The sequence below is a fragment of the Deltaproteobacteria bacterium genome (assembly GCA_026712905.1).
GTDB lineage: Bacteria > Desulfobacterota > Binatia > UBA9968 > JAJDTQ01 > JAJDTQ01.
Genome location: JAPOPM010000030.1, coordinates 1 through 21,933 on the forward strand (window position 1 = coordinate 1; position 21,933 = coordinate 21,933).

At 65.9% G+C, this 21,933-nt stretch carries 22 protein-coding genes; 12 read left to right on the forward strand and 10 right to left on the reverse strand.

The annotated features are described in order from the left end of the window. From OXF11_02370 to sfsA, 3 genes are all read left to right on the forward strand, one after another. Positions 1–248: xanthine dehydrogenase family protein molybdopterin-binding subunit (locus OXF11_02370; GenBank protein MCY4485943.1), on the forward strand; the 248-nt coding region annotated here is incomplete at its 5' end. Next, entirely contained in the window at positions 245–1,114 is an 870-nt protein-coding gene (locus tag OXF11_02375; GenBank protein MCY4485944.1) for an FAD binding domain-containing protein, read from the forward strand. The genes OXF11_02370 and OXF11_02375, both read left to right, overlap by 4 nt. 115 nt (positions 1,115–1,229) lie before the next feature. After that, positions 1,230–1,925, forward strand: coding sequence for a DNA/RNA nuclease SfsA (gene sfsA, locus OXF11_02380; GenBank protein ID MCY4485945.1), 696 nt, complete (start codon positions 1,230–1,232; stop codon positions 1,923–1,925). 47 nt (positions 1,926–1,972) lie between these two features. Here sfsA and OXF11_02385 read toward each other — a convergent pair whose 3' ends face one another. The 4 genes from OXF11_02385 to OXF11_02400 all read right to left on the reverse strand — a co-directional run bounded on the left by OXF11_02385 (position 1,973) and on the right by OXF11_02400 (position 6,162). Beyond that, positions 1,973–2,959: a hypothetical protein gene (locus tag OXF11_02385; protein MCY4485946.1), complete on the reverse strand. Its 987-nt coding sequence runs from the start codon at positions 2,957–2,959 to the stop codon at positions 1,973–1,975. Between the two features lie 71 nt (positions 2,960–3,030). Further along, positions 3,031–3,906 (reverse strand): alpha/beta hydrolase, encoded by an 876-nt coding sequence (locus OXF11_02390; GenBank protein MCY4485947.1) that lies wholly within the window; start codon positions 3,904–3,906, stop codon positions 3,031–3,033. A gap of 74 nt (positions 3,907–3,980) precedes the next feature. Beyond that, positions 3,981–5,168 carry a M20/M25/M40 family metallo-hydrolase gene (locus tag OXF11_02395; protein MCY4485948.1) on the reverse strand — a complete coding sequence of 396 codons (1,188 nt, stop codon included), beginning with the start codon at positions 5,166–5,168 and terminating at the stop codon, positions 3,981–3,983. A 16-nt stretch (positions 5,169–5,184) separates the two neighbouring features. Beyond that, a complete protein-coding gene (locus OXF11_02400; protein ID MCY4485949.1) occupies positions 5,185–6,162 on the reverse strand; it encodes an ornithine cyclodeaminase family protein in 978 nt (325 codons plus the stop codon). A gap of 186 nt (positions 6,163–6,348) precedes the next feature. Between OXF11_02400 and OXF11_02405 the strand changes: the two genes are divergently transcribed. The 9 genes from OXF11_02405 (at position 6,349) to OXF11_02445 (ending at position 14,690) form a co-directional block, all read left to right on the forward strand. Further along, the gene (locus tag OXF11_02405; protein MCY4485950.1) at positions 6,349–7,380 is read left to right on the forward strand and encodes a cupin domain-containing protein; all 1,032 of its coding nucleotides are present in this window, start codon (positions 6,349–6,351) and stop codon (positions 7,378–7,380) included. 50 nt (positions 7,381–7,430) lie between these two features. Further along, a complete protein-coding gene (locus OXF11_02410) occupies positions 7,431–8,579 on the forward strand; it encodes an ABC transporter substrate-binding protein (protein ID MCY4485951.1) in 1,149 nt (382 codons plus the stop codon). A gap of 71 nt (positions 8,580–8,650) precedes the next feature. Beyond that, positions 8,651–9,580, forward strand: coding sequence for a branched-chain amino acid ABC transporter permease (locus OXF11_02415; protein ID MCY4485952.1), 930 nt, complete (start codon positions 8,651–8,653; stop codon positions 9,578–9,580). Between the two features lie 69 nt (positions 9,581–9,649). Beyond that, the gene (locus OXF11_02420; GenBank protein ID MCY4485953.1) at positions 9,650–10,699 is read left to right on the forward strand and encodes a branched-chain amino acid ABC transporter permease; all 1,050 of its coding nucleotides are present in this window, start codon (positions 9,650–9,652) and stop codon (positions 10,697–10,699) included. After that, the gene (locus OXF11_02425; GenBank protein ID MCY4485954.1) at positions 10,692–11,441 is read left to right on the forward strand and encodes an ABC transporter ATP-binding protein; all 750 of its coding nucleotides are present in this window, start codon (positions 10,692–10,694) and stop codon (positions 11,439–11,441) included. Before OXF11_02420 ends, OXF11_02425 begins: the two co-directional genes overlap by 8 nt. Positions 11,442–11,571: 130 nt before the next feature. Next, positions 11,572–12,285, forward strand: a complete 714-nt coding sequence (locus OXF11_02430; GenBank protein ID MCY4485955.1) for an ABC transporter ATP-binding protein — start codon at positions 11,572–11,574, stop codon at positions 12,283–12,285. A gap of 44 nt (positions 12,286–12,329) precedes the next feature. Beyond that, the gene (locus OXF11_02435) at positions 12,330–13,106 is read left to right on the forward strand and encodes an ABC transporter ATP-binding protein (GenBank protein ID MCY4485956.1); all 777 of its coding nucleotides are present in this window, start codon (positions 12,330–12,332) and stop codon (positions 13,104–13,106) included. A gap of 1 nt (position 13,107) precedes the next feature. After that, entirely contained in the window at positions 13,108–13,893 is a 786-nt protein-coding gene (locus tag OXF11_02440) for an ABC transporter permease (GenBank protein ID MCY4485957.1), read from the forward strand. Beyond that, on the forward strand, positions 13,890–14,690 hold the full coding sequence (locus OXF11_02445; GenBank protein ID MCY4485958.1) for an ABC transporter permease: 801 nt from the start codon (positions 13,890–13,892) through the stop codon (positions 14,688–14,690). The genes OXF11_02440 and OXF11_02445 overlap by 4 nt, the downstream gene beginning before the upstream one ends. Before the next feature lie 9 nt (positions 14,691–14,699). On the opposite strand, the gene OXF11_02450 is transcribed toward OXF11_02445, so the two are convergent. The 6 genes from OXF11_02450 to OXF11_02475 form a co-directional block, all read right to left on the reverse strand. Then, positions 14,700–16,442, reverse strand: coding sequence for an AAA family ATPase (locus OXF11_02450; protein MCY4485959.1), 1,743 nt, complete (start codon positions 16,440–16,442; stop codon positions 14,700–14,702). A 226-nt stretch (positions 16,443–16,668) separates the two neighbouring features. After that, entirely contained in the window at positions 16,669–17,400 is a 732-nt protein-coding gene (locus OXF11_02455; protein MCY4485960.1) for an SDR family NAD(P)-dependent oxidoreductase, read from the reverse strand. A 126-nt stretch (positions 17,401–17,526) separates the two neighbouring features. Beyond that, complete coding sequence (locus tag OXF11_02460; protein MCY4485961.1) at positions 17,527–18,909, reverse strand: UbiD family decarboxylase; 1,383 nt, start codon at positions 18,907–18,909, stop codon at positions 17,527–17,529. A gap of 91 nt (positions 18,910–19,000) precedes the next feature. Next, positions 19,001–20,098, reverse strand: coding sequence for a hypothetical protein (locus OXF11_02465; protein ID MCY4485962.1), 1,098 nt, complete (start codon positions 20,096–20,098; stop codon positions 19,001–19,003). Between the two features lie 63 nt (positions 20,099–20,161). Beyond that, positions 20,162–21,244, reverse strand: coding sequence for a hypothetical protein (locus OXF11_02470; protein MCY4485963.1), 1,083 nt, complete (start codon positions 21,242–21,244; stop codon positions 20,162–20,164). A gap of 190 nt (positions 21,245–21,434) precedes the next feature. After that, the gene (locus tag OXF11_02475) at positions 21,435–21,830 is read right to left on the reverse strand and encodes a hypothetical protein (protein ID MCY4485964.1); all 396 of its coding nucleotides are present in this window, start codon (positions 21,828–21,830) and stop codon (positions 21,435–21,437) included. Between the last annotated feature and the right edge of the window lie 103 nt (positions 21,831–21,933).

Here is a 21,933-nt window from a genome sequence, read left to right on the forward strand (position 1 = left end):
ACCGCCTGCCGCGCTTCTCCGACATGCCGCCGACGGTGAAGCTGGAGTTGGTGCAGAACCGCGACGGGGTGGGACCCTACGGCGCCAAGGGCGGCGGCGAAGCCTCCCTCAACTCGCTGCCCGCCAACATCGCCAACGCGGTCTACGCCGCTACCGGGGCGCGCATTCGCCGGGCGCCGCTCACGCCGGAAAAGGTCTGGCGCGCCATCCGCGCAACGCGCGCCGCCCGTGGAGAGAACGAGTCATGATGCCGCTCAGACGCTTCGCCATCCACCGGCCCGCCGACCTGGGCGAGGCCGCCGAGATGCTCGACCACTACGGTGAGAACGGCACCCTGTACGCCGGCGGCACCGAGCTGCTGCTGGCCATGCGCCACGACCTGCTGCGCTACGAGCACCTGATCGACATCAAGGCCGTGGCCGGCCTCGACGGCATCGAGCGCCGGGACGGCCACCTGCACATCGGCGCCGGCGCCACCCACCGGACCATCGAGCGCTCCGCCGTGGTGCGGGAGCTGCTGCCGGTGATGGCCGACATGGAAGCCAACGTCGCCAACGTGCGCGTGCGCGCCACCGGCACCCTGGGCGGAAACCTCTGCTTCGCCGAACCTCACTCGGACCCCGCCACCCTGTTGCTGGCCCTGGAAGGAACAGCGCAAGCCCAAGGCAAGGCCGGCGAGCGGACCCTCGCCATGGACGAGCTTATCGCCGGGGCCTACGACAACTCCCTGGGCCAGGACGAGGTGCTGACCGGTGTGGATGTGCCGCTGCTCGGACCGACGCAGCGCGCCGCCTACCTGAAGTTCCAGGTGCACGAGCGCCCGTTGCTGGGTCTGGCGCTGCTCCTCGACCTGAGCGAGGACGGCGGCGAGATCCGCGCCGCCCGCTGCGCCGTGGGGTGCGTGAGCCCCACCCCGTGCCGATCCAGCGCCGCCGAGACGCTCATCGCCGGCCCCGCGGACGCCGCCGGTGAACGGCTCCAGCAGGCCGCCGACGCCCTCGCCGACGAAGCCGCGCTCACCGACGACCGCGAAGGCAGCGCCGAATACAAGCGCCACCTCATCGGCGTGCTGCTGCGCCGCGGCGCCGGAAAATGCCTCGACGCGAACGGGTGAGCGCCGCGACCGCGGGAAACACCCGCAGCGACAGGCCATCGCGGCAACACCCCCTAACCCCCGAAGAGTCATTCCCGCGGATGCGGGAATCCAGGGGTGGGGAGGGGCTTCCGTCATGCGTTTTCCCGCTCCCCTGATCCCCGGAACCCTCGTCGAGCGTTACAAGCGCTTTCTCGCCGACGTGCGCCTGGACGACGGCACTCTCGTGACCGCCCACTGCACCAACACCGGCAGCATGCTCGGTTGCAATGCCCCGGGCAGCCGGGTCTATCTCTCCGAACAGCACGGGAAGAACCGCAAGCTCCCCTACACCTGGGAATTGATCCGCGTGGGACGCACCCTCGTGGGCATCAACACCCTGGCCGCCAACCGGCTGGCGCGGGAAGGGATCGAGCGCGGCGTGATCCGGGAGTTGCAGGGCTACGAGCGGCTGCGCGCCGAGGTGCCGACGCGGCCGGGGTCGCGGCTGGACTTCCTCCTGGAGAGCGCGGGAGAGCAGTGCTACGTGGAGGTCAAGAACGTCACGCTGGTGGTGGACCGCATCGCCGCGTTCCCGGATGCGGTCAGCGAACGCGGCACCAAGCACCTGAAGGAGCTGATGCGCTTGCGCCGCCGCGGCCAACGCGCCGTGCTGCTGTTCGTCATCCAAAGGACGGACGTCCAGTCCCTCCGTCCCGCGGACGAGATCGATGCCGAATACGGTCGCTGGCTGCGCCGCGCGGCCAAGGCCGGCGTGGAGATCTTTCCCTACCGCGCCAAGGTCACGTCTCGAGGTATCGTCCTCAAGGAAGCCGTGCCGCTACGGATCTAGTGTGGTGTCTCACAAATAGCTTGATGAATCCGCGGGTCCCCGCGCCTTCACCGCGTTTCGCTCTCCGGCGGCGGCTGGTTCCCCGGTGAAAGGGCCTGGAATATGCCGATGAAGTTGCCGCTGGCACCGTCCCCTTCTTCGAACGTGACATCGTTGAGACCGACGATGAGCCTGGGATTGCCGTCCGCGTCCGGGACGTTCGAGAATTGCCCGGCCCACGATCCGCTTGACTCCGTCACGTTCCGTTCGGCATGCGTCACCGCGACGTCCATGCCCTCGAAAGTCCCGTCGGTGTTGAAGGGCGTGGCTCCGATGTGGACTTGGTAGTCCGTGGGCGGAACCGCCGGTGGGCGCCATCGCCATCCCAATATCCCGTACAAGTAGAGCCGCTGCGTCTCGATGTCTCCAATGCAGCCGACGCAACCGCTGATGGTCTCGTTCGAGAAGTCCGCCGCGAGATTGATGAAGGCGTTGTACTCGTACTCCTCCAACTCGCCGTCCGATTGCTGGTAACGATAGACACCCCCCGTGGTGCCCAGATAGACGGCTTGCCCCTCTACCGGCAGGTCCGGAGGCTTCGACAGGTCGAGTTCCGGGCCATCCATGAACACGCCGGTTTCCGCCTCGTTCCGGTTCCGGAAAGAGACATCCGGTGGAAGGTGGAGCCACCACCCGGCCGAGAGGTAGTCGGCCGGATCGTCCCGGTTCCAACTGACCAGCGCGTAGGCGAACGTTCTGCCGTCGTCCGCATTGTCGGTAAGCTGCCATGCTCGGCTCGAGAAGCCGGGAAGGACCGGCGGTGGAAGGCGATACGAGGTCGAGTAATTTTGATGCAGCCTGGTATCGAGAGTCCTCGTCGCACCGTTCTCCGGCGTGAACTCGAAGCTGAACACTCCGTCCTCGAACGTCGTGTTTGTCTTGAACCGCTTCTGCGCCTCGGTCAGCTCGATCTCCTTCATCCTCGGACCGTCACCCAGGCACCCGGCCACGATCAAGGGAAGAACGACACCCGCAACGAACACGAACCATTTCACGGTGGAGTCTCCTCTCGTCTCCTTGCGCGGAATTTCCTTGGGCGTCGGACTCCGCATTGCGCCCGTCCGCCTCAACCCAAGCTCTCGATGAATCCGGCAACGGCCCGATTGAACTGCTCGGGCTGTTCCCGGTAGCAGAAGTGGCCGGCCTTGTTGATGACGTGCAACTGCGCGTTCTCGGTGCTGCCGGCGACGTAGTCGAACAGTGTGAGCCCCCGCCGGTACCGCGCCGTCGGATCGTTGTAGCCCCACACCACGAGGGTGGGTGTCTTGAGGCGCCCCTCCTGCATCCACTGGAGGCATTCCTCCTTGTCGAGGACGAGGTTGCGCATGAACAGCTTCAATCCCCCGCCGTTCATCGCCCGCACGGATTCCTGGTACTTCGGCAGTTCGGATATCTCCACCGCCGCGTCGATCCAGCCTTCCGTTATGTGCCCGGTACCGTGGGAGTAGTGCTCCACGACCCAGCGCTGGCTTTCCCGGCTCAGGTACGGCTCGGGCCGCGCCGCCATCACCTTCTCGGTAAGCGAGGGCCCCGGCGACAGGGTGCCGCTGTCCACGATGATGCAGGACTTGACGATCTCCGGATGCAGCAGCGTGAGCCGCGCGACCACGTAGCCGCCGCGCGAGTGCCCGCACAGGTGCACGTCCCGGAGCCCCATGGCCTTGAGGAAGCCGTGGGCGTGCTCCACCACCGCGGCGGGCGTATAGTCCTCGTTGGTCCTGGGATTGTCCGTGTGTCCCTGGCCGAGCTTGTCCACGGCGATGACCCGGAACGACTCGGCCAACCGATCGAAGTTCAGTTCCCAATCGAGGGCGCTGTCGCACGCGTCGGTGGTGCCGAAGTGGCTGCCGTGCCACAGCACCAGCGGCTCCCCCGTCCCCTGCTCGAAGTAACGTGTCCGGACCCCGTCCACGTCGATGAACTTCTCGTCGGTCATTGGCATGTCGTTACCTCGTGTTTGTCGCGCGAACAGCCGCGGCAAGGCCTGCCGGTCAAAGACGCTGCCGCGCTCCGGCGTCAGCGCTGCAACGCCATGAACAGGAACACCTTGGCCGCCTCCACCACGCTCTTGAGGGGCACCAGATCGTTGTCCGTGTGTTGGAAGCGGACGGCGCGGGAACCGTAGTTCACGGCCTCGATGCCGCGTACGTTGAGCAGGCCGGTGTCGTTGGCCGCGGTGGAGAAGCTGTATTCCGGCTCCCGCCCCAGCATGGTGCGGATGGCGTCGCCGAGAGCCACCACCACGCCCGCGTCCTTCCCCACCTCGCACGGGTACATGAACTCTTCCTTCTCCAGCGCGATCTCGTAGGGCTCGATCTCCCCGATGGCCTCGGCAAGCTGCCGCACGGCGCGGTCGGCGTCGTCCCCCGGCAGCAGCCGCCGGTCCATGCGGATGCGGCATTCGCCGGGAATGGTGTGCGTCGACTTGGGGAAGCTCTCGATGGCGGTGGGCGTGAGCGACACCCCGCCCAGCTCCGGGTGGCTCTTGTCCTCGGGATAAGGCATCAGCGGCGCCAACCGTTCCAGCACCTTGACCGCGCCGTCCACCGCGTTGATGCCGTCCCAGGGACGGCTGCTGTGGGCCTGGCGTCCGCGCACGACGATGCGCACGTCGATGCGCCCCTTGTTGCCCAACTGGATCTCGGGCGGGCCGTCGATGAGGCCCCAGCGCGCGTCGACGGCGCCGCTCGACAGCACGTAGTCCAGGGACTCGTGCTTGCCGCTCTCGCCCGCGGTGCTGGTGACGAAGTAGAGGTCGCCGGGCAGCTCCCAGCCGCTCCGGGCCAGGCACTTCACCGCGCTCAGCATCGCCGCCAGACTGCCCTTCTGCTCGCACGCGCCCCGGCCCCAGCCGCACGGCCCTTCGAGCCCGTAGGGCGCGCCGTCCACCATCTCCCCGGAATACGGGTTCGGCATGGTGCTGGGCGCGGCGTTCATGGCATAGGACACGAGCACCAGACCCGGCGCCGCGCCCGCGCCCGGCAGGCGCGCGATGAGGTTGCCCATGCCGTCGATGGCGGCCTCGATGCCCTCGGCCTCAAGCTCGGGCCGCACCACGTCGCGGATCAGGGCGAGCACCTGCGGCTCCTTCTCCAGCAGCTCCGTCTGCGGGCTGGACGTCCGGAGCAGCTTTACCAGCAGGCGCTCGACCTCGTCGGGGTCCAGCCCTTGCTCGATGCGTTCCCTGGCTTCGTTCGGGTCCATGACCTGCCGCTCTCCCCTAGATCTCCACCTCGGTGCCCACGCCCCGTTCCCGCGCGCGCCGGTAGACCAGGCTCGCCGCGGCCACGTCCTGCGCGGCGATACCCACCGACTTGTACAGGGTGATCTCGTCCTCGCTCGTGCGGCCGGGCTTGGCGCCGGCGAGCACCTCGCCGATCTCGCCGCGCACGTGGTCCGGCGCAATGGAGCCTTCCTTGAGCGCCAGCAGGATGTCCCCGCACTCACTGTGGATGGCGTCCATCGAGTCCACCACCACGGTGGATCGCTTCACCGTGTCGCCGCCCATCTCCCGCGCCTCGGGCCGGTGCGAGCCCACGGCGTTGATGTGGACGCCGGGCTTGAGCCAGCCGGCATTGAGGATGGGTTCGGCCGCGTCGGTCACCGCGGTCAGGATGTCCGCCCCCCGCACCACGGCCTCGGCCGACTCCTGGGGCTGGATGGGGAAGCCCAGTTCGTCCTCCAGCTCTTCCCGGACATAGATGGCGTTGACGCGCGACGGGCTCCAGATGAGCACCCGTTCGATGGAACGCACCCGGCTCAGCGCGCGGATGTGGGTGCGCGCCTGGGTGCCCGCGCCGAGGATTCCCAGCACCGGCGCCTCCGTGCGCGCCAGCGCCTTGGTGGCCATGGCGGACGCGCACGCGGTGCGGATGGCGGTGATGTAGACGCCGTCCATCAGCACCTCGATCTTGCCGGTCTCCGCGCTGTAGAGCGAGATGGTGGCGAGGATGGGCGGCAACCCCTGCTTCGGGTTGTCGCGGAAGTAGGAGATGATCTTGATCCCCAGCGCCTTCCCCTCGCTCATGAACGCCGGCATGCTCGTGATGCGCCCCTGGATCTCGGGCAACGGCACCACCAGCCGCACCGGCATCACCACCCGGCCCGCGGAGAACTGGATATGCGCCTGCTCCAGCGCGGCGATCAGCTCGTCGAGGTCGAGCAGGTCCCTTACCTGCGTTTCCGATATCACCAACATGATTCTTCCCGTGTCGACGAAGGCCTTCCCGCGTCAAAGATTGGAGTGAAAGAATGACATAACGGGCCGTGCCGTCGATTGCAACGACACGCCGGATCGTCGTTGCCGTCCGCCGGCCGCCGTTTCCCTTGGCCCGCCAGTGGTGTATTCTGACGCCGTGCCCATGCCGACGGAGTAGGAGGCCACATGAAACAGGAACGGATCGCCGATTCCATCGACCAGCTCGACCGGGACATGGCGGAGAAGAGCCTCGAAGGCCACTGGAGCCTGGGGCTGGAGGACCTGCCGCCCTACCCCGTCACCCAGGTGCGGCCGTGCCTGTGGCGATGGGAAGACATTCACGAGAGCATGATACGGGCCGGGGAGGTGGTGAACCTGGAGCAAGACGCGGAGCGCCGCACCATCCGGCTCCTGAACCCCGGCATTCCCGGCGGCCACGGCACCACCCATACGATCCACTTCTCGTTCCAGTACGTCAAGCACGGCGAGTACGCGCGCACGCACCGCCACACGGCCGCGGCCTTCCGCTTCGTGCTCCACGGCCGCGACGCCTACACCACCGTCAACGGCCAGAAGTGCGTGATGGAGGAAGGCGACCTGATCCTGACGCCCCAGCTCACCTGGCACGACCACGTCAACGACTCCGGCGCGCCCATCATCTGGCTCGACGGCCTCGACATCCCGCTGACGCAGGCGCTGCACCAGCTCTACTTCGAGCCCTATCACCAGGAGCAGCAGAACGTGGAGGCCACCAGCGAGGAGACCGCGGGCTTCTACAGCCACGCCCGCCCCGCCATGGAGCCGCCGCGGCAGTTCTTCCACTACAAGTGGGCCGACACCGCCCGCAGCCTGGAACGGCTCCGGCGCAACAAGGCCGGCAGGGACCCCTACGACGGCTACCTGCTGGAGTTCCTGAACCCGGTCACCGGCGGCCCCACCATGCCCACCGTCCAGTGCGCCGTCCAGCTCCTGGAACCCGGCCACGAAACCCTCCCGCACCGCCATACCAGCACCGTGATCTACCACGTCTTCCGGGGCCAGGGCACCTCCATCATCGGCGGCCAGGTCTTCGAGTGGCGCCAGGGCGATTCCTTCGTCGTGCCGCTATGGAACCAGCACGCCCACGCCAACACGTCATCGGACACGGATGCCATCCTCCTGTCCATGAGCGACGCCCCGGTGGTGAAGGCGCTGGACCTGTACCGGGAGGCGAGTTAAATTTCCCCGGAACTCTGAAAGGGAGGTTATTTCGGATGCGTAAATCAACCATGGCCTTGCTCGTCGCAGCATTCTTGATCGGCATGCCCGGTTTGCTGACGGCCCAGGTGAAGATCGGCATGATCACGACCCTGTCGGGAGGCGGCAGCGCCCTCGGCGTGGACGTGCGCGATGGTTTCAAGCTGGCGCTGGACCAGGGGAGCGGCAAGCTCGGTGGGACGGCGGTGGAGTTGCTGGTGGAGGACGACGCGCGCAAGTCGGGCAAGGCGCTGCAGGTGGCCAACCGCTTCATGAAGCGCGACAAGGTCGACGTGATGACCGGGATCATCTGGTCCAATCTGGCCATCGCGGTGGTGCCCAAGGTGGTGGGGACCGGCATCTTCTACATCAGCCCCAACGCCGGCCCGTCGAAGCTGGCGGGCGCGGACTGCCACGAGAACTACTTCAACGTGGCGTGGCAGAACGACAACCTGCACGAGGCCATGGGCCAGTACGTGGCGCAAAAGGGTTTCAAGAACGCCTACATCATGGCGCCCAACTACCCCGCGGGGAAGGACGCCCTGCGCGGCTTCAAACGCTTCTACAAGGGCAAGCTGGCCGGCGAGGTCTACACCACGCTGGGGCAGACCGACTACGCCGCCGAGATCGCGGCGCTGCGCGCCGCCAACCCGGACGCGGTCTTCTTCTTCCTGCCCGGGGGCATGGGCATCAGCTTCATCAAGCAGTACCATCAGGCCGGCCTGACCGGGAAGGTTCCTCTGTTCGGGCCGGCGTTCTCGTTCGACCAGACCATCCTCGGGGCGGTGGGCGACGCCGCGCTGGGCGTGATCAACTCGTCCCAGTGGAACAAGGACATCGACAATTCCGCCAACAAGGCCTTCGTGGCGGGGTTCCGGAAGGCCTACAACAGGCTGCCGTCGCTATACGCCAGCCAGGGCTACGACGCGGCGCGGCTGATCGGCGCGGCGCTCAAGAGCACCGGCGGCAAGGTCGACGACAAGGACGCCTTCCGCGCGGCCCTACGCAAGGCCGACTTCGAGTCGGTGCGCGGGAACTTCCGGTTCGGATCGAACCACCATCCGGTGCAGGACATCCACGTCCGCGAGGTGGTGCGCGAAGGCAAGGTGTTGACCAACAAGACCGTCGGCAAAGCGTTCTCGGACCACGCGGACGCCTACGCCGGCCAGTGCAAGATGTAGCGGCCCGCCATTGAACGGGTGTGCCGGCTCGCGGCCCCGTGAGCCGGCACACCTTGCCACTTCCGAATCCCATGTCCGTCCTTCTGGTCCTCGAGCAGATCCTGAACGGCCTTCAGTTCGGGGTCATGCTCTTCCTCATGGCCGCCGGCCTGACCCTGGTGTTCGGCATCATGGGCATGATCAACCTGGCCCACGGCTCGCTGTACATGGTGGGCGCCTACGTGTGCGCCACCGTGTTCCAGCTCACCGGCTCCTTCCTGCTGGCACTGGCGGTCACCTTGTGCGCCACGGCGGCGGTGGGCATGGCGGTTGAGCGGGTGGCGCTGCGGACCCTCTACAGCCGCGACCACCTCGACCAGGTCCTCGCCACGTTCGGTCTGATCCTCTTCTTCAACGAGCTGACCAAGGTCATCTGGGGACCGCGCGCACTGTTTCTCGACGTTCCGGCAGCGCTCTCCGGCTCGGTGCAGATCATCCCCGGCGTGGACTACCCGCTGTACCGGCTGGCCATCATCGTGGTGGGCGGGTTGGTGGCGTTTTCCCTCTACTGGCTCATCGTGCGCACGCGCCTGGGCATGATGATCCGGGCGAGTGCCAGCAATCAGGAGATCATCGGCGCGCTGGGGGTGAACGTGCCCCTCCTGTACACGTTGGTGTTCGGGCTGGGCGCGCTCCTGGCCGGGCTCGCCGGGGCCATGGCCGGGCCGGTGTGGGCCGTGGAGGTCGGCATGGGCGAGAACATCCTCATCCTGACCTTCGTCGTCATCGTCATCGGCGGCATCGGCTCCGTCCGCGGGGCGCTCGTCGGTTCCATTCTGGTGGGGTTCATCGACATCATGGGCCGCGCCTTTCTGCCGGCCACGCTGGGGCTCTTGTTCGACCCCGCCACCGCCAACGGCGTGGGCGCCTCCCTGGCCTCCATGTCCATCTACATTTTCATGGCCGCCATCCTGGTGTGGCGGCCCCGTGGCCTGCTGCCGGTGTACGGCAGATACCAGTAGGCCGTCGCATGCGAATCGCCCCACGACCCCGTTGCCCCGAATTCCCTTCGGACTACCCCGGCGCGCCTCATGCATGATCCCTCCGAAACGGCAGCGCGTTCCCGCCCGGTAGTCATCGGAGGGAACGCCGGCTTCGCACGCTGGACAAACGCCGCCCTCGCGACGGTCATCGTAGCCGCGTTGGCGGTGCTGCCGCCCGTGGCCGAGGGGCTGGACGAGTCCTTCCTCATCGGGCTCTTCACCCGCATCCTGATCTTCGCCCTGGCCGCGGCGAGCCTGGACCTTATCCTGGGCTTCGGCGGCATGGTCAGCTTCGGCCACTCGGCGTACTTCGGCGCCGGCGCCTACGTGGTGGCCGTCACGTCGTTCCATGGAGCCGGCGGCGACGCCCCGGCATGGCCCTTCGCCCTGGCCTGGTTCGAGAGCGCCCTGGCGGTCTGGCCGCTGGCGGTGGGAGCGGCGGCGCTGCTCGCCCTCCTGATAGGCGCGGTCAGCCTGCGCACCAGCGGCATGTACTTCATCATGATCACGTTGGCGTTCGCGCAGATGCTCTACTACTTCTTCGTGTCGTTGGAGGTGTACGGCGGCGACGACGGACTGAGCATCGCCCAGAGGAACCGGCTGACGGGGCTCGACCTGGAAAACGAGACCGCGTTCTACTACGTGTGCCTGCTCATCCTGGCGGTCTGCCTTCTGCTGGGACGGCGGCTGGTGCGCTCCCGCTTCGGCATGGTGTTGCAGGGCTGCAAGGAAAACGAGGAACGGATGCTGGCACTCGGCTTCCCGGTCTACCGCTACAAGCTCACGGCTTTCGTCCTGGCCGGTGCGGCGGCCGGGCTCGCGGGCGCGCTAATGGCCAATTACATGGGTTTCGTGGACCCGGCGCTGATGCACTGGACCGTGTCGGGCGAAATCATGGTGATGGTGATCCTGGGCGGCATGGGCACGCTGGCCGGTCCGGTCATCGGCGCCGCCGTGCTGCTGCTCCTGGAGGAGATCCTGTCGGCGTACATGGAACACTGGATGATCATCCTGGGGCCGGTGCTGATCCTGGTGGTACTGTTCGCCCGCCGCGGCATCTGGGGCTGGTTCGAGCGAGGAAAAGACGCCCATGTCTGAAGCGCTGCTCGCCGCCCGCCGACTCACCAAGACCTACGGTGCGCTCAAGGCCACCGACTCCTTGTCCCTGGACGTAGTCCACGGGGAGATCCACGCGCTCATCGGCCCCAACGGCGCGGGCAAGACCACGGCCATCAAGCAGCTCTCCGGCGAGGTGGCGCCGGACGAGGGCGCCATCCACCTCGCCGGACGGGACATCACTCACAGGCCCATGCACGAGCGCGCGCGGCTGGGGCTGGCGCGGTCGTTCCAGATCACCTCGGTATTCGGCGGCTTCACCGCCGAGGACAACGTGGCCATGGCGGTGCAGGCCCACGACGGCCACTCCTTCCGCTTCTGGCGCCCGGCGCGGTCGGACCCGGCGCTGCGGGGTCCCGCCCGCCACGCCCTGGAGCAGGTGGGCCTGGGCCCACGTGCCGGCGTCATCGCCCGCAACCTCGCCCACGGCGAACAGCGGCAACTCGAAATCGCCATGGCACTGGCCACCAGCCCCGCCCTGCTCCTGCTGGACGAGCCCATGGCCGGCATGGGTCCGGACGAAGCCAGACGCATGGTGGCGCTACTGGGGGGGTTGAAGGGACAGGTAGCCATCCTGCTGGTGGAGCACGACATGGACGCCGTCTTCGCCCTGGCGGACCGCGTCACCGTGCTGGTGACCGGCCGCGAGGTGGCCACCGGCCCGCCGGACGCCATCCGGGTAGACCCGGTGGTGCGGGAAGCGTACCTGGGGGAGGACGCGTAGAACAGGCCGTGTCAAACTCCGCTCGGATGAGAATCGGCACCCACGCCCCGATTCGTCATTCCCGCGGAAGCGCGAATCCAGGGGTGGCGAGGGGACGAACGGCCGCGAAATTCAAGGAACCCGGGACCCGATGCTGGAACTCGAAGACATCCGGACATTCTACGGTGCCAGTCAGATCCTGTTCGACGTGAGCCTGCGAGTCGACGCCGGCGAGATGGTGACCCTCATGGGCCGCAACGGCATGGGCAAGACCACCACCGTGCGCTCCATCATGGGGCTGGTGCGGCCACGGGCCGGGAAGATCCGTTTCCAGGGCGTCGAGATCCAGGGCAAGCCGAGCCACCTCGTGGCCCGGGCCGGCATCGGCCTCGTGCCCGAGGGGCGGCAGGTCTTCCCCAACCTGACGGTGAGAGAGAACCTGGAGGTGGCTGCGGGATACGGCTCCGCTTCCCAAAGCGGCGCCGCGGACCCGTGGACCGTGGAACGCATCTACGAGATGTTTCCGGCGCTGGAGGCGCGCAAAGACCTGTACGGCCGCGCCTTGTCGGGCGGCGAGCAGCAGATGCTCGCCATCGGCCGCGCGCTCATGACCAACGCGCGTCTGATCCTGCTGGACGAAGCCACCGAGGGTCTGGCCCCGCTCGTGTGCGCCGAGATCTGGCGCTGTCTGGAACGACTCAAGGCCGTGGGGCAGGCCATCCTCCTCATCGACAGCAACCACGGCGCGCTCATGCAACTCGCCAATCGCCACTACATCATGGAGAAGGGCCGCATTGTCTGGAGCGGCGACTCCGCCGCCCTGGCCGCGGCCGAGGATGTGCGGCATCGGTACCTGGGGGTGTAGAACCTCGCTTGTCACCCCACCGTCGTTGTAGTAATTTCGGGTCGATGGAACCGTACATCCGATCCACCGACATCACGCTGACGTTCACACCGAAGAACCGGGACCCGGTCACGGCCCTGAAGAATTTTCGCATCGAGTTGAACAGCGGCGAGTTCGTCTCCATCGTCGGACCGTCGGGGTGTGGCAAAAGCACGTTCCTCAACGTGCTCCTGGGGTTGCTCAAGCCGACTGAAGGCGAGCTCGAGATCGGCGGCAAGAAGATTACCGGGCCGGGGGTCGAGCGCGCCATGGTCTTCCAGGAGTTCGGGCTGCTGCCGTGGCGTACGGTCATGGCCAACGTGGAGCTGGGGCCGGAGCTCAAGGGAGAGTCGGTGGCCTCGCGCCGGCCGCGCGCCCAGGAACTCGTCAACCTGGTGGGGCTTACCGGCTTCGAAGGGCACTTTCCGCACGAGCTGTCGGGCGGCATGAAGCAGCGGGTGGGACTCGCCCGGGCGCTGGCCACGGATCCCGAGGTGCTGCTCATGGACGAGCCCTTCGCGGCGCTGGATGCGCAGACCCGGGACCTGATGCAGGCCGAGCTGCTGGAGGTCTGGGACAAGCACAAGAAGACGGTGCTGTTCGTCACTCACAGCATCGAAGAGGCCGCCTACCTGTCGGACCGCGTCATCGTGATGACCGCGCGGCCGGGCAAGACCAAACGCATCATCAAGATCAACCTGCCGCGGCCGCGGGACTACGAGATGCGCCTCACACCCGAGTTCAACGACATCAAGCTCGACATCTGGAACACCCTCAAGGACGAGTTGAACCCGAGGGAGTAACATGCGAATCAAGGGACTGTCGGAAGGCACCGTGCGCTTCCTGCTGGGGGCGGGGGCGGTGGCGGGTTTCTTCCTCGTGTGGGAGTTCCTGCTCACCTACGTCTTCATCTTCAACCCGTTCTTCATCACCAAGCCGTCACTGATGTGGGCGGCAACGGGCGACCTGGTCCTGAGCGGCGAGCTGTGGAAGGACCTCTACGTCAGCGGCAAGCCGTTCGTCTACGGCTTCGCCGGCGCGGTGATCATCGGCATCCCGCTGGGGGTGGTGATGGGCTGGCGGCGCCGGGTGGCGTTCGCGCTGGACCCGTTTCTCACCGCCATGTACGCGAGCCCGCTGGTGGCGCTGGCGCCGCTGCTCATCGTGATGTTCGGCGTGGGCGTCAAGGGCAAGGCCATCCTGATCTTCCTGCTGGCGGTATTCCCGTTCATCTTCAACGCCTTCGCCGGCGTCCGCTCCGTGGATAACCTGCTCATCAACGTGGTGCGGTCCCTGGGCGGCAAGGAACGCGACCTCTACTTCAAGGTGATCCTGCCGAGCACCCTCCCCTACCTCGTGGCGGGGGCGCGCATCGCCATCGGCCGGGGCATCGTCGGCATCATCGTGGGCGAGTTCTACGCCGCTTCCGAGGGCATCGGCCACGCGCTCATCTGGTACGGCGACATGTACCAGCTCGCGCAGATGTTCGTGTGCATCCTCGTGCTGATGATCATCGCGGTCATCTTCACCCAGGGTCTGCGCAAGGCCGAACTCGCCATCGCGCCCTGGCGCACGCAGGAGACCCGATGAACCGCTTGCTGTCGCAGTACCACGAGAACGAGGCACCCATCCTGGGATGGGGCTTCATCGCGCTGTTCCTGCTGGCCTGGGAACTCCTGCCCTCGGTGGTGGCGCTGCCCAAGGGCCTGGCGCTGTTCTTCACCACGCCGTACCACATTGGCGTCAAGCTCATCGAGATGGTCACCTCGGGCGAGGTGGCGTTTCATTTCTACGTCAGCGGCACGGAGTTCATCGTCGGGCTCGTGCTTTCCATCATCGTCGCCCTTCCCGTGGGGCTGGTCATGGGGCGTTTCAACACGCTCAACGCCATGTTCGACCCCTTCGTCACGGCCTTCAACGCCACCCCTCGGCTGGTATTCCTGCCGCTGGTGGTGCTCTGGTTCGGCTTCGGCATCTGGTCCACGGTGATCATCGTCTTCATCGGGGCGCTGTTCCCGCTCCTCATCAATACGTACGAGGGCGTCAAGAACGTGGATCGCGTTCTCGTCAACGTGGTCCGCTCCTTCGGCGCCAACGAGTGGCAGCTCATGAAGATCGTGGTGCTGCCCAACTCCCTGCCCTACATCATCGCCGGCCTCCGGCTCGCCATCGGCCGCGCCATCCTCGGCGTGGTGGTGGGTGAGTTCTTCGGCTCCGATCAGGGTGTCGGCTTCCTCATGGCCGAGGCCGCCGGCAACTACATCGTCGACGTGGTCTTCGCCGGCCTCATCATGTTCATGGGCATCTCGCTGGTGATGACCATGGCCGTCAAGAAGCTGGAAGACCGCCTGAGCCAGTGGCGGCCGGAGCAGGTGAAGACGTTCTGAGGGAGACGTTCATGATGGTTCTCTCGCCGGTGTGGCGCTCTCCGCGATTCGCACGATGGCGTCGAGCTTTTCACGGATCTCCGGATCAATTTCGCTTTCAGGGACACACTCGGCCAATTCGTAGAAGTTCTTCTTCGCCATGAGGTTCGGCAGCCCGAGTCTCTCGAAATACGCCTTGAACACCGGCTCCAGGAACTCATCGCTGGCCTTGATGTCCCCGTCCCAGGGAGAACCCTTGCCCAAGGTCTCTAACGCAGTCTCTACCTGATCGATCGCCTTCCACATCACGTTCACGCGCTTCTCGGCTTCCGCCCGCGTGAACAACGGTCCAGCCACGGCCTCGGACGCCGACGCTGTGGCATACGCCTTCAGTGTGGCTCTGGAGCACAGGTAGTTCTCGATCTCCCGGCGTTTCCACATCAGGCATTCCACCGGTGCCATGTCTCCTGGTTCCGACTCCAGCCGATCGAACAACACCACTCCTCGAAGCCCCGGCACCGCCTCCTTCAGACCACGGTAGTGAGTTCGAACGCCACTGGCTCTATTCTGAACATACTTGACGAAGGGCCGTCCAAGAACCTCCAAGGCGCGTTCATGCCCCAGCCGCTTGGCGAAAGCGTGGAGAATCGAGAGGTCCGTTGAGCCTTCAAGGTAAAGCACCCAACCCGTCTGCTCTGCCTGATAATACTGTTCGAAGCCTATTTCCCTGAGCGCCTTCAACACTTGACTGCCACGGTCGTCGATGCGGTGCGGCCGGCCCACGAAGGCCACTACCAGATCTCTGTCTGCGGCCTCGTCGAGCAGGACCTCCGAGTGGCTCGCAGCGATAATTTGACTTCCGCTGTCACGAGCGACATCGGTGAGCAGGCGGTAGGTCTGCCGTTGGCGCAGAATCTCCAGATGCGCATCCGGCTCGTCCAGAAGCAAGACCGATCCAGGGTTGGCATACATGTACGCCAGAAGGAGCAGCGTCTGCTGAAGACCGCGTCCTGCTGAAGACAAGTCGAGCCTCGTCCCCCGCTCACGATAGCTCATCACGATCTCCCCACGCTCCGCCACATAGCGGGGCGGGTCCACCACCGTGCCGAACAGACCCTCAATCTGCTTCACCAGCCGTTGCCAGTGTTCCGGCTGTTCCCCATGGACATGGAAGCAGAGGTTACGCAGTACCTCCGCCGTACGCCCTTCTCCTATTCGGACGTCCACGGCACCCGCATCGAGCCGAGTCTCCGTAGCCGCCAGTCCCGACATCGGTGGCAAGAAAGCGACCCGTGCGTGTGCGGCTTCCTCCGGGACCGGCATGCGCTCCGGCGTCTTGCCGTCCGATAGACGGAGCGGCCGACAGTAAAATGACTCCTCGTTGGCGTAGTCGAACTCCAGTCCGCAGGCCCAAGCCTGGTCGTTGCTCAATCCCTCGACGACGATATCGATGCGGATATTGCTGGTCCGCGGTTTGCCGTCGACCTTCTGGACATCCCGCACATGAAGATCCCTCCAGAGGAGGTTCGCGTCAGGAATAGGGATAGCGACCAAGTCGCGACGGCTGACGGTGACCCCTGGGCGTTTCTCCGGTGTGCTCTTGCCGGAGCGTTTCTCGTTCCAGCGCCGGAGCCCAACGTCCCAGAGGGCCAGGGCCTGCATGGCCGAAGTCTTGCCCGAGTTGTTCGGGCCGATGAAAACCACCGGGCTACCAAGCTCGATTGGGACTTCGGCGAAGCGCTTGAAGTTTCTTATGGTGAGTCTGGTCAGCATTCTCGCGCCTGCTCTGCGTCATTCACTGTGTCAAGTTGCCGCAATTCGTACTGTGGGCCGCTCTCTGGTTCCCTTCTCTACTGGGTATGTGTGACTACGGCGGTAGGTGCGCGCGGATCGGTGCGCACCATCCACGTGGCGAGGACTCTCGGCATGGCACATACGAACTTACGAAAAAGTTCGTATGTGGACAAGCAATCTTGCTTTGGATAGTGCGGGTCCGGCTTCAGTTCATCACCACGCCGCCGTTGACGTTGAGCGTGTAGCCGGTGATGTAGGTGTTCTGGGGGCCTACGAGGAAGTAGAAGCCTTCGGCGATGTCCTCGGGCTGGCCGGTGCGGCCCATGGGGATGAGCGGCTTCCAGGCCTCGCGCGAGCCCGGCGCGGCCTTGGCCAGGACGCGCGGGGTGTCCGTGGGGCCGGGGGCGACGGCGTTGACGAGGACGCCGTAGGGGGCCAGTTCCTGGGCCAGGGACTTGGTGAAGCCTAGGACGCCCGCCTTGGCGGCAGAGTACGGGGTACGCAGGGCACAGCCGGTGAGGCCGTAGTTGGAAGCGGTGTTGACGATGCGGCCGCGCCGTTGCTCCATCATGCTGGGCGCCACCTCGCGGCAGAAGAGGAACGTGCCCTTCAGGTTCACGTCCAGCACTTCGCGCCACTCGGCCCAGGAGAGGTCCTCCACGGCCTTCGTGTGGATGGTGCCGCCGGCAAGGTTGCAGAGGATGCCGACGGGTCCGAGGTCCTGGCGCACCCGCGCCACAACATCCTTGATCTCCGCGGCACGGGTCACGTCGACGCCGTAGGCGCGCGCCTGCGCTCCCGCCGCCGTCAGCTCTTCCACGACTCCTGACGCGCTCTCACGGTCGGCGTCGGCGATGGCGACGGCGATGCCCTCCCGGGCGAACCGCAACGCGACGCAACGGCCGATGCCGTTGGCGCCACCGGTGATGATTGCCACGTCGCTCAATTTCGGCTCCTTCTTCTGGCCATGGTGGTGAATGCGGGCACGGGCGACCGCGGGTGGCCCCTACGCGATTCTCTGGCCATGGTGGTGAGCGCGTGCGCCCGCCACCCGGACACGCGGCTAGAGGAAATCCTCCAGCCGCACCTTGCCGGCGCCCATGGGCTGCAGGCGTTCGAACTCGAAGCGCCGCGCCGGGTCGCACTCGGGCGGCTTGGTGGCGTCGATCATCACCTTGCCGCCGACCCGGTGCCAGCCGGGTGCTCCGGGCTTGCCCACCTCCTGGCACGAAGGGTCCATGGCGTGGATCTTGGCGCCGGGGATGGTGATGATGTCCTCCGCCGGGTTGACGCGCGTGGAGATGGCCCACAGCACGTCCGCGTAGTTGAAGATGTCCACGTCCTCGTCCACGGCGATGGCCACCTTGGGATGCTGGTACTCGCTCGACAGGGCGGCCATCAGGACGTTGCGCGCCTCGCCGTAGTAGCGGGCGTTCATCTGCACGACGATGCCGAAGATGCCCGGCAGCGCCAGCACGTTCTTCACCTGGGCGCCGCCGCCCACGCCGCGGATGCGCCGCAGGATCTGCGCCGACATGGGCACCTTGTGGTACACGCAGCCCTCCACCTCGGCGCCGTTCTGGATGTTCTTGAAGATGGCGTCGCCGCGCATGGTGATGGCGTTGACCTGGAACACCGGGTTCTGCCCCGCCCCGGCGAGGTAGTAGTCCTGGAACTCGCTGAAGGGGCCTTCCTCCTCGCGCACGTGGGGCAGGATCTCCCCTTCCAGCACCACCTCGGCCTGGGCCGGCACCTCCATGTCGAGGGTCTCGCACTTCACCATGTCCACCTCTTCCTCCAGCAGCCCCGAGGCTATGGTGAGCTCGTCGCGGCCGTAGTCCGTGGAGGTGGCGGCGGCGAAGTAATACATGGGGTGGTGGCCGATCATGAAGGCCACGGGCATGCTCTCGCCCTTGGATTCGTGCTTCTGGTAGTTGGTCCAGCCGTGGCGCGGGTAGAGCAGGATGCCGGTCTTGCGCGGGCCCTTCATCTGGAGGCGGTGGAAGCTCAGGTTGCGGTTGCCGGTGTCCGGGTCCTTGGAGATCATGAGCCCGGCGGAGATGAAGGGGCCGCCGTCCCGGATGCCGCACTGGTGGATCGGCAGCTTCGTGATGTCCACCTCGTCGCCCTTGAGGATGCGCTCCTTGACCGGACCGGACGACACCAGCCGGGTGGTGCCGGGTTCCTGGGTGCGCCGGACGAACTCGGGCACCATCTCGTTGCGGTCGCAGCCGAAGGCCAGCGGCGCCAGCCGCACGTCCCCCGGCGCCTGGCCGAGACAGCGCCAGCCCGGGTACCCCGCGAGGTTGTCGAACAAGAGCGCGCGTTCGCGCGACTGCCACAGGAGGGCGCCCATCTGGGTGCGCGGATCCACCGGTTTGGAGATAATGTCGAGCACACCGGCGCCGCGCAACTGGTCGATCCATGTGCGAATGTCTTTTTTCATGGACTGTAGGGTGTCCCGTCGGTTCGGAAATCATGCAGCCCGGCGCGTGGATTGCGCCGGGCTGCATGGGCTGGTTTACGTGACCGGTCTACTACTTCTTCCGAGCCTGGAGCGCGGGGATGTACTCGTTCTTGAGGTAATCCCATCCAGGGGAAGGGTTGAGCATGAGCTTGACCACCTTGTCCACGTCCGCACCGCGGAAGTAGTCCAGCTTCAGTCCGAAGATCCTCTCCCACTCCTTGATGTACGCCGGGTCGGAGTACATCTTGTCGAAGGCGGCCCGAATGGCCTCGACCCGGTCCGCGGGCGTGCCCGGAGGCACCACCAGCGTACGGTTCAGGGTCCGCATGGTGGGACCCGTGAGCTTGTAGGCTTCCCACGCCGGACCCGACGGATCCTCGCCCTTCACCTGCTTGTAGACCTCGGCGAAAGTCGGGATGTCCGTACCCGGCGAGCGGATAACCTTGCCCTCCGGAGTCAACACCCCACCTTGCCACAGCACGATGGCCTTGCCCTCCTTGACCGGCCCGTAATACCGTCCGCTGACTCCGAGCACGTGGTGCAGCCCGGTGCCGCCGACGTACGAGACCTCGCCGGACAGAAAGGCCAGCGCCATCTGGGCGGTGCCCGGGTAGCCCACGGCGTAGCTGTAGCCCTCGATACCCAGAAGGTCGAGGCCGATGACGTCGTTCAGGAAGGACGGTCCGGTAATGGAGCGCCCGGAGACCGCGATCTTCTTGGGATCGAGCTTGGCGAGCTCGGCGCCGGTCTTGATGCCGAGGAAATCCCGGACGATGGCCGCGGACGCGCCGCTGGTGCCGAAAATCGCCGGCATCTTGGTCAGGTCGTAGTTGGGTTTGGGATCGTTGAGGGCCTGGCTTCCCAAGTGGGACGTGCCCATGATGGACCAGGTCAGGCCGTCCTTCTTGGCCTTGTTGCCCATGTAGGCGCCGTGGATGAGACCGGCCGCGCCGGGCATGTTGACCTTGATGACGTTCGAGGGCATGCCCGGAAGGTACTTGCCGATCCAGCGGGCGATGAGCCGGCCTTCGGTGTCGTGCCCACCGCCGGGCGAATAGCCCGAGAGTATCTGGATGCGCTTGCCCTCGGTGAAGGCGTGCGCCCCCTGCGCCAGCATCAACCACATGGCGCAGAACGCCAGTAACACGAAAACGCTGCGTCTGCTCATGAGAAACCTCCTGTTCGCGACGGGGCGGGGATCCCATCCCCGCCCCCCGCATTCCCCACGCGCCTACTTGGCGCCGACGAACTTGCGGAGATGGTCCTGCCACTCGGCGGGCGCCATGGTCTCGTCGCGGATCTTGCTGGCGTCTTCCGGCGACACGATCACCGGGGCGAGCTTCTGGCCGAAAACCCGCTCCCAGTCCTTCACGAAACCCGGGTTCTTGGCCATCTTGCCGATGGCGGTCCGGAGCTCGGCCACCTTGGCCGCGGGAGTGCCCGGAGGCAAGACCAGGGTACGCGTGAGATTCGAGATGCCAAGCCCGATGGCACGCCACGCCTCCCAATCGGGCCCGGAAGGCTCTTTACCGTGGACCTTCTTGTACACCTCGTGAAGCGTCGGGACATCGCCCTGGACCGTCTCGGACCGCACGATGCTTCCATCACCCTTGAGGATGCCGCTCTGGTACATGCGGTACACCAGGCCGCGCTTGTGCAGGTCCACGAAGGCGCCGCCCCCGACGAAGTGGGCGTCGCTGGCCACGAAGTAGCTCACTTCGCCCCGTTCCGTGGCGGCCCGGATGGGTGAGGTTCCCCCGTAGGCGCACACGGCCGTGTACTTCTCGATGCCAAGGAGCCGCAGGGCCAACTGTCCGCGCAGGCACGAGGAGCCCTGCTTGGAGCGGCCGGCCACGACGATCTTCGAGCGGTCCACCTTGTTCAGGAGATCATCGGCGTTCTTCGCGCCGAGAAAGTCGCGGGTCAAGTGAACTTGAACGCCGGCCACGGACCAGATGATCGGCATCTTGGAGACGTCGAACTTGACCATGTGCGGCGGAGCGACCAGCGCCTGGAGTCCGTGGCTGGAGCCGAACAGGCCGATGGTGAAGCCGTCCGCCTTGGCCCGGTTGTAGGCGTACGAGGCCATGATCATGCCACCCGCGCCCGGCATGTTCTGGACGATGATCTTGGGGTTGTCGGGAAGGTACTGCCCGAGATGCCGCCCCATGACCCGCGCCTCGAGGTCGTGGCCGCCGCCCGGGGGATAACCGATCAGGATTCTGATGTTCTTCGCCTGCGCCGTCGTCGCCAACCCGGCGAAGAGGACAAGAAAAGCCAATGCACTCCAGCCCGCTCGTGTCCGTCTCTTCATGATCCGTTTACCTCCTCACGTGTGGGAGTCTGCATCCAAACGATGTGTCGCCAAACGAAAACGGGCCGAGGACTTCAGTTCCCTAGAAATCCTCAGCCCGTTTCCAATTGACGGCGGTCCCTCGCGGAACCCGCCCGCTTCGAGAGTGTCACCGGCGCGGAGTCCGGTGACGCTCTCTTCGCCAAGCAAGCTATTTCTTCTTCTTCGCGGGCTTCGCCACCGTCAGCATCGTCTTGGCCAGCGTGTTGCCGTCCGCGTCCACCAGCATGATCTCGTGGTCGCCGTTGCTCAAGACGCGCAGTTCACGGTTGATGGTCCACTTGGACTTCACCATCCCCTTGTCGTCGGCCTTCTCGATGTTGGGCTTCGCCAGGAAGCTCACGTCGGACAGAACGCCGCCCATGATCAGCCGCAGGCCGACTTCCTGTCCCGCCTTGAGGCCGGACGCGGTAACCGAGACCGCGGTCTTCTTGGACACCTTGTTCGGCTCCAGCATGAGCTTCGCGTCCATCGCCATCGCGAAAGACGACAGCAGGAACAACGCACCCAAAACCGCGGCCAGACTGACTAACCTCTTCGTAACCATATGCTACCTCCCTTTGGTTATTTGCTCCGCTGATCCAGACGGCCTTTTTATACGTAAACCGCGCGGCAATTGTCAAGAGTCCCCCCCCACCGAACTTTGACGG

What these genes read in the sequence shown, in the direction of transcription:
- OXF11_02375 (MCY4485944.1), top strand. Translation starts at nt 245, where the DNA reads ATGATGCCGCTCAGACGCTTCGCCATCCACCGGCCCGCCGACCTGGGC.
- sfsA (MCY4485945.1), top strand. Translation starts at nt 1,230, where the DNA reads ATGCGTTTTCCCGCTCCCCTGATCCCCGGAACCCTCGTCGAGCGTTAC.
- OXF11_02390 (MCY4485947.1), bottom strand. Translation starts at nt 3,906, where the DNA reads ATGCCAATGACCGACGAGAAGTTCATCGACGTGGACGGGGTCCGGACA.
- OXF11_02395 (MCY4485948.1), bottom strand. Translation starts at nt 5,168, where the DNA reads ATGGACCCGAACGAAGCCAGGGAACGCATCGAGCAAGGGCTGGACCCC.
- OXF11_02400 (MCY4485949.1), bottom strand. Translation starts at nt 6,162, where the DNA reads ATGTTGGTGATATCGGAAACGCAGGTAAGGGACCTGCTCGACCTCGAC.
- OXF11_02405 (MCY4485950.1), top strand. Translation starts at nt 6,349, where the DNA reads ATGAAACAGGAACGGATCGCCGATTCCATCGACCAGCTCGACCGGGAC.
- OXF11_02410 (MCY4485951.1), top strand. Translation starts at nt 7,431, where the DNA reads ATGGCCTTGCTCGTCGCAGCATTCTTGATCGGCATGCCCGGTTTGCTG.
- OXF11_02415 (MCY4485952.1), top strand. Translation starts at nt 8,651, where the DNA reads ATGTCCGTCCTTCTGGTCCTCGAGCAGATCCTGAACGGCCTTCAGTTC.
- OXF11_02420 (MCY4485953.1), top strand. Translation starts at nt 9,650, where the DNA reads ATGCATGATCCCTCCGAAACGGCAGCGCGTTCCCGCCCGGTAGTCATC.
- OXF11_02425 (MCY4485954.1), top strand. Translation starts at nt 10,692, where the DNA reads ATGTCTGAAGCGCTGCTCGCCGCCCGCCGACTCACCAAGACCTACGGT.
- OXF11_02430 (MCY4485955.1), top strand. Translation starts at nt 11,572, where the DNA reads ATGCTGGAACTCGAAGACATCCGGACATTCTACGGTGCCAGTCAGATC.
- OXF11_02435 (MCY4485956.1), top strand. Translation starts at nt 12,330, where the DNA reads ATGGAACCGTACATCCGATCCACCGACATCACGCTGACGTTCACACCG.
- OXF11_02440 (MCY4485957.1), top strand. Translation starts at nt 13,108, where the DNA reads ATGCGAATCAAGGGACTGTCGGAAGGCACCGTGCGCTTCCTGCTGGGG.
- OXF11_02445 (MCY4485958.1), top strand. Translation starts at nt 13,890, where the DNA reads ATGAACCGCTTGCTGTCGCAGTACCACGAGAACGAGGCACCCATCCTG.
- OXF11_02450 (MCY4485959.1), bottom strand. Translation starts at nt 16,442, where the DNA reads ATGCTGACCAGACTCACCATAAGAAACTTCAAGCGCTTCGCCGAAGTC.
- OXF11_02460 (MCY4485961.1), bottom strand. Translation starts at nt 18,909, where the DNA reads ATGAAAAAAGACATTCGCACATGGATCGACCAGTTGCGCGGCGCCGGT.
- OXF11_02465 (MCY4485962.1), bottom strand. Translation starts at nt 20,098, where the DNA reads ATGAGCAGACGCAGCGTTTTCGTGTTACTGGCGTTCTGCGCCATGTGG.
- OXF11_02470 (MCY4485963.1), bottom strand. Translation starts at nt 21,244, where the DNA reads ATGAAGAGACGGACACGAGCGGGCTGGAGTGCATTGGCTTTTCTTGTC.
- OXF11_02475 (MCY4485964.1), bottom strand. Translation starts at nt 21,830, where the DNA reads ATGGTTACGAAGAGGTTAGTCAGTCTGGCCGCGGTTTTGGGTGCGTTG.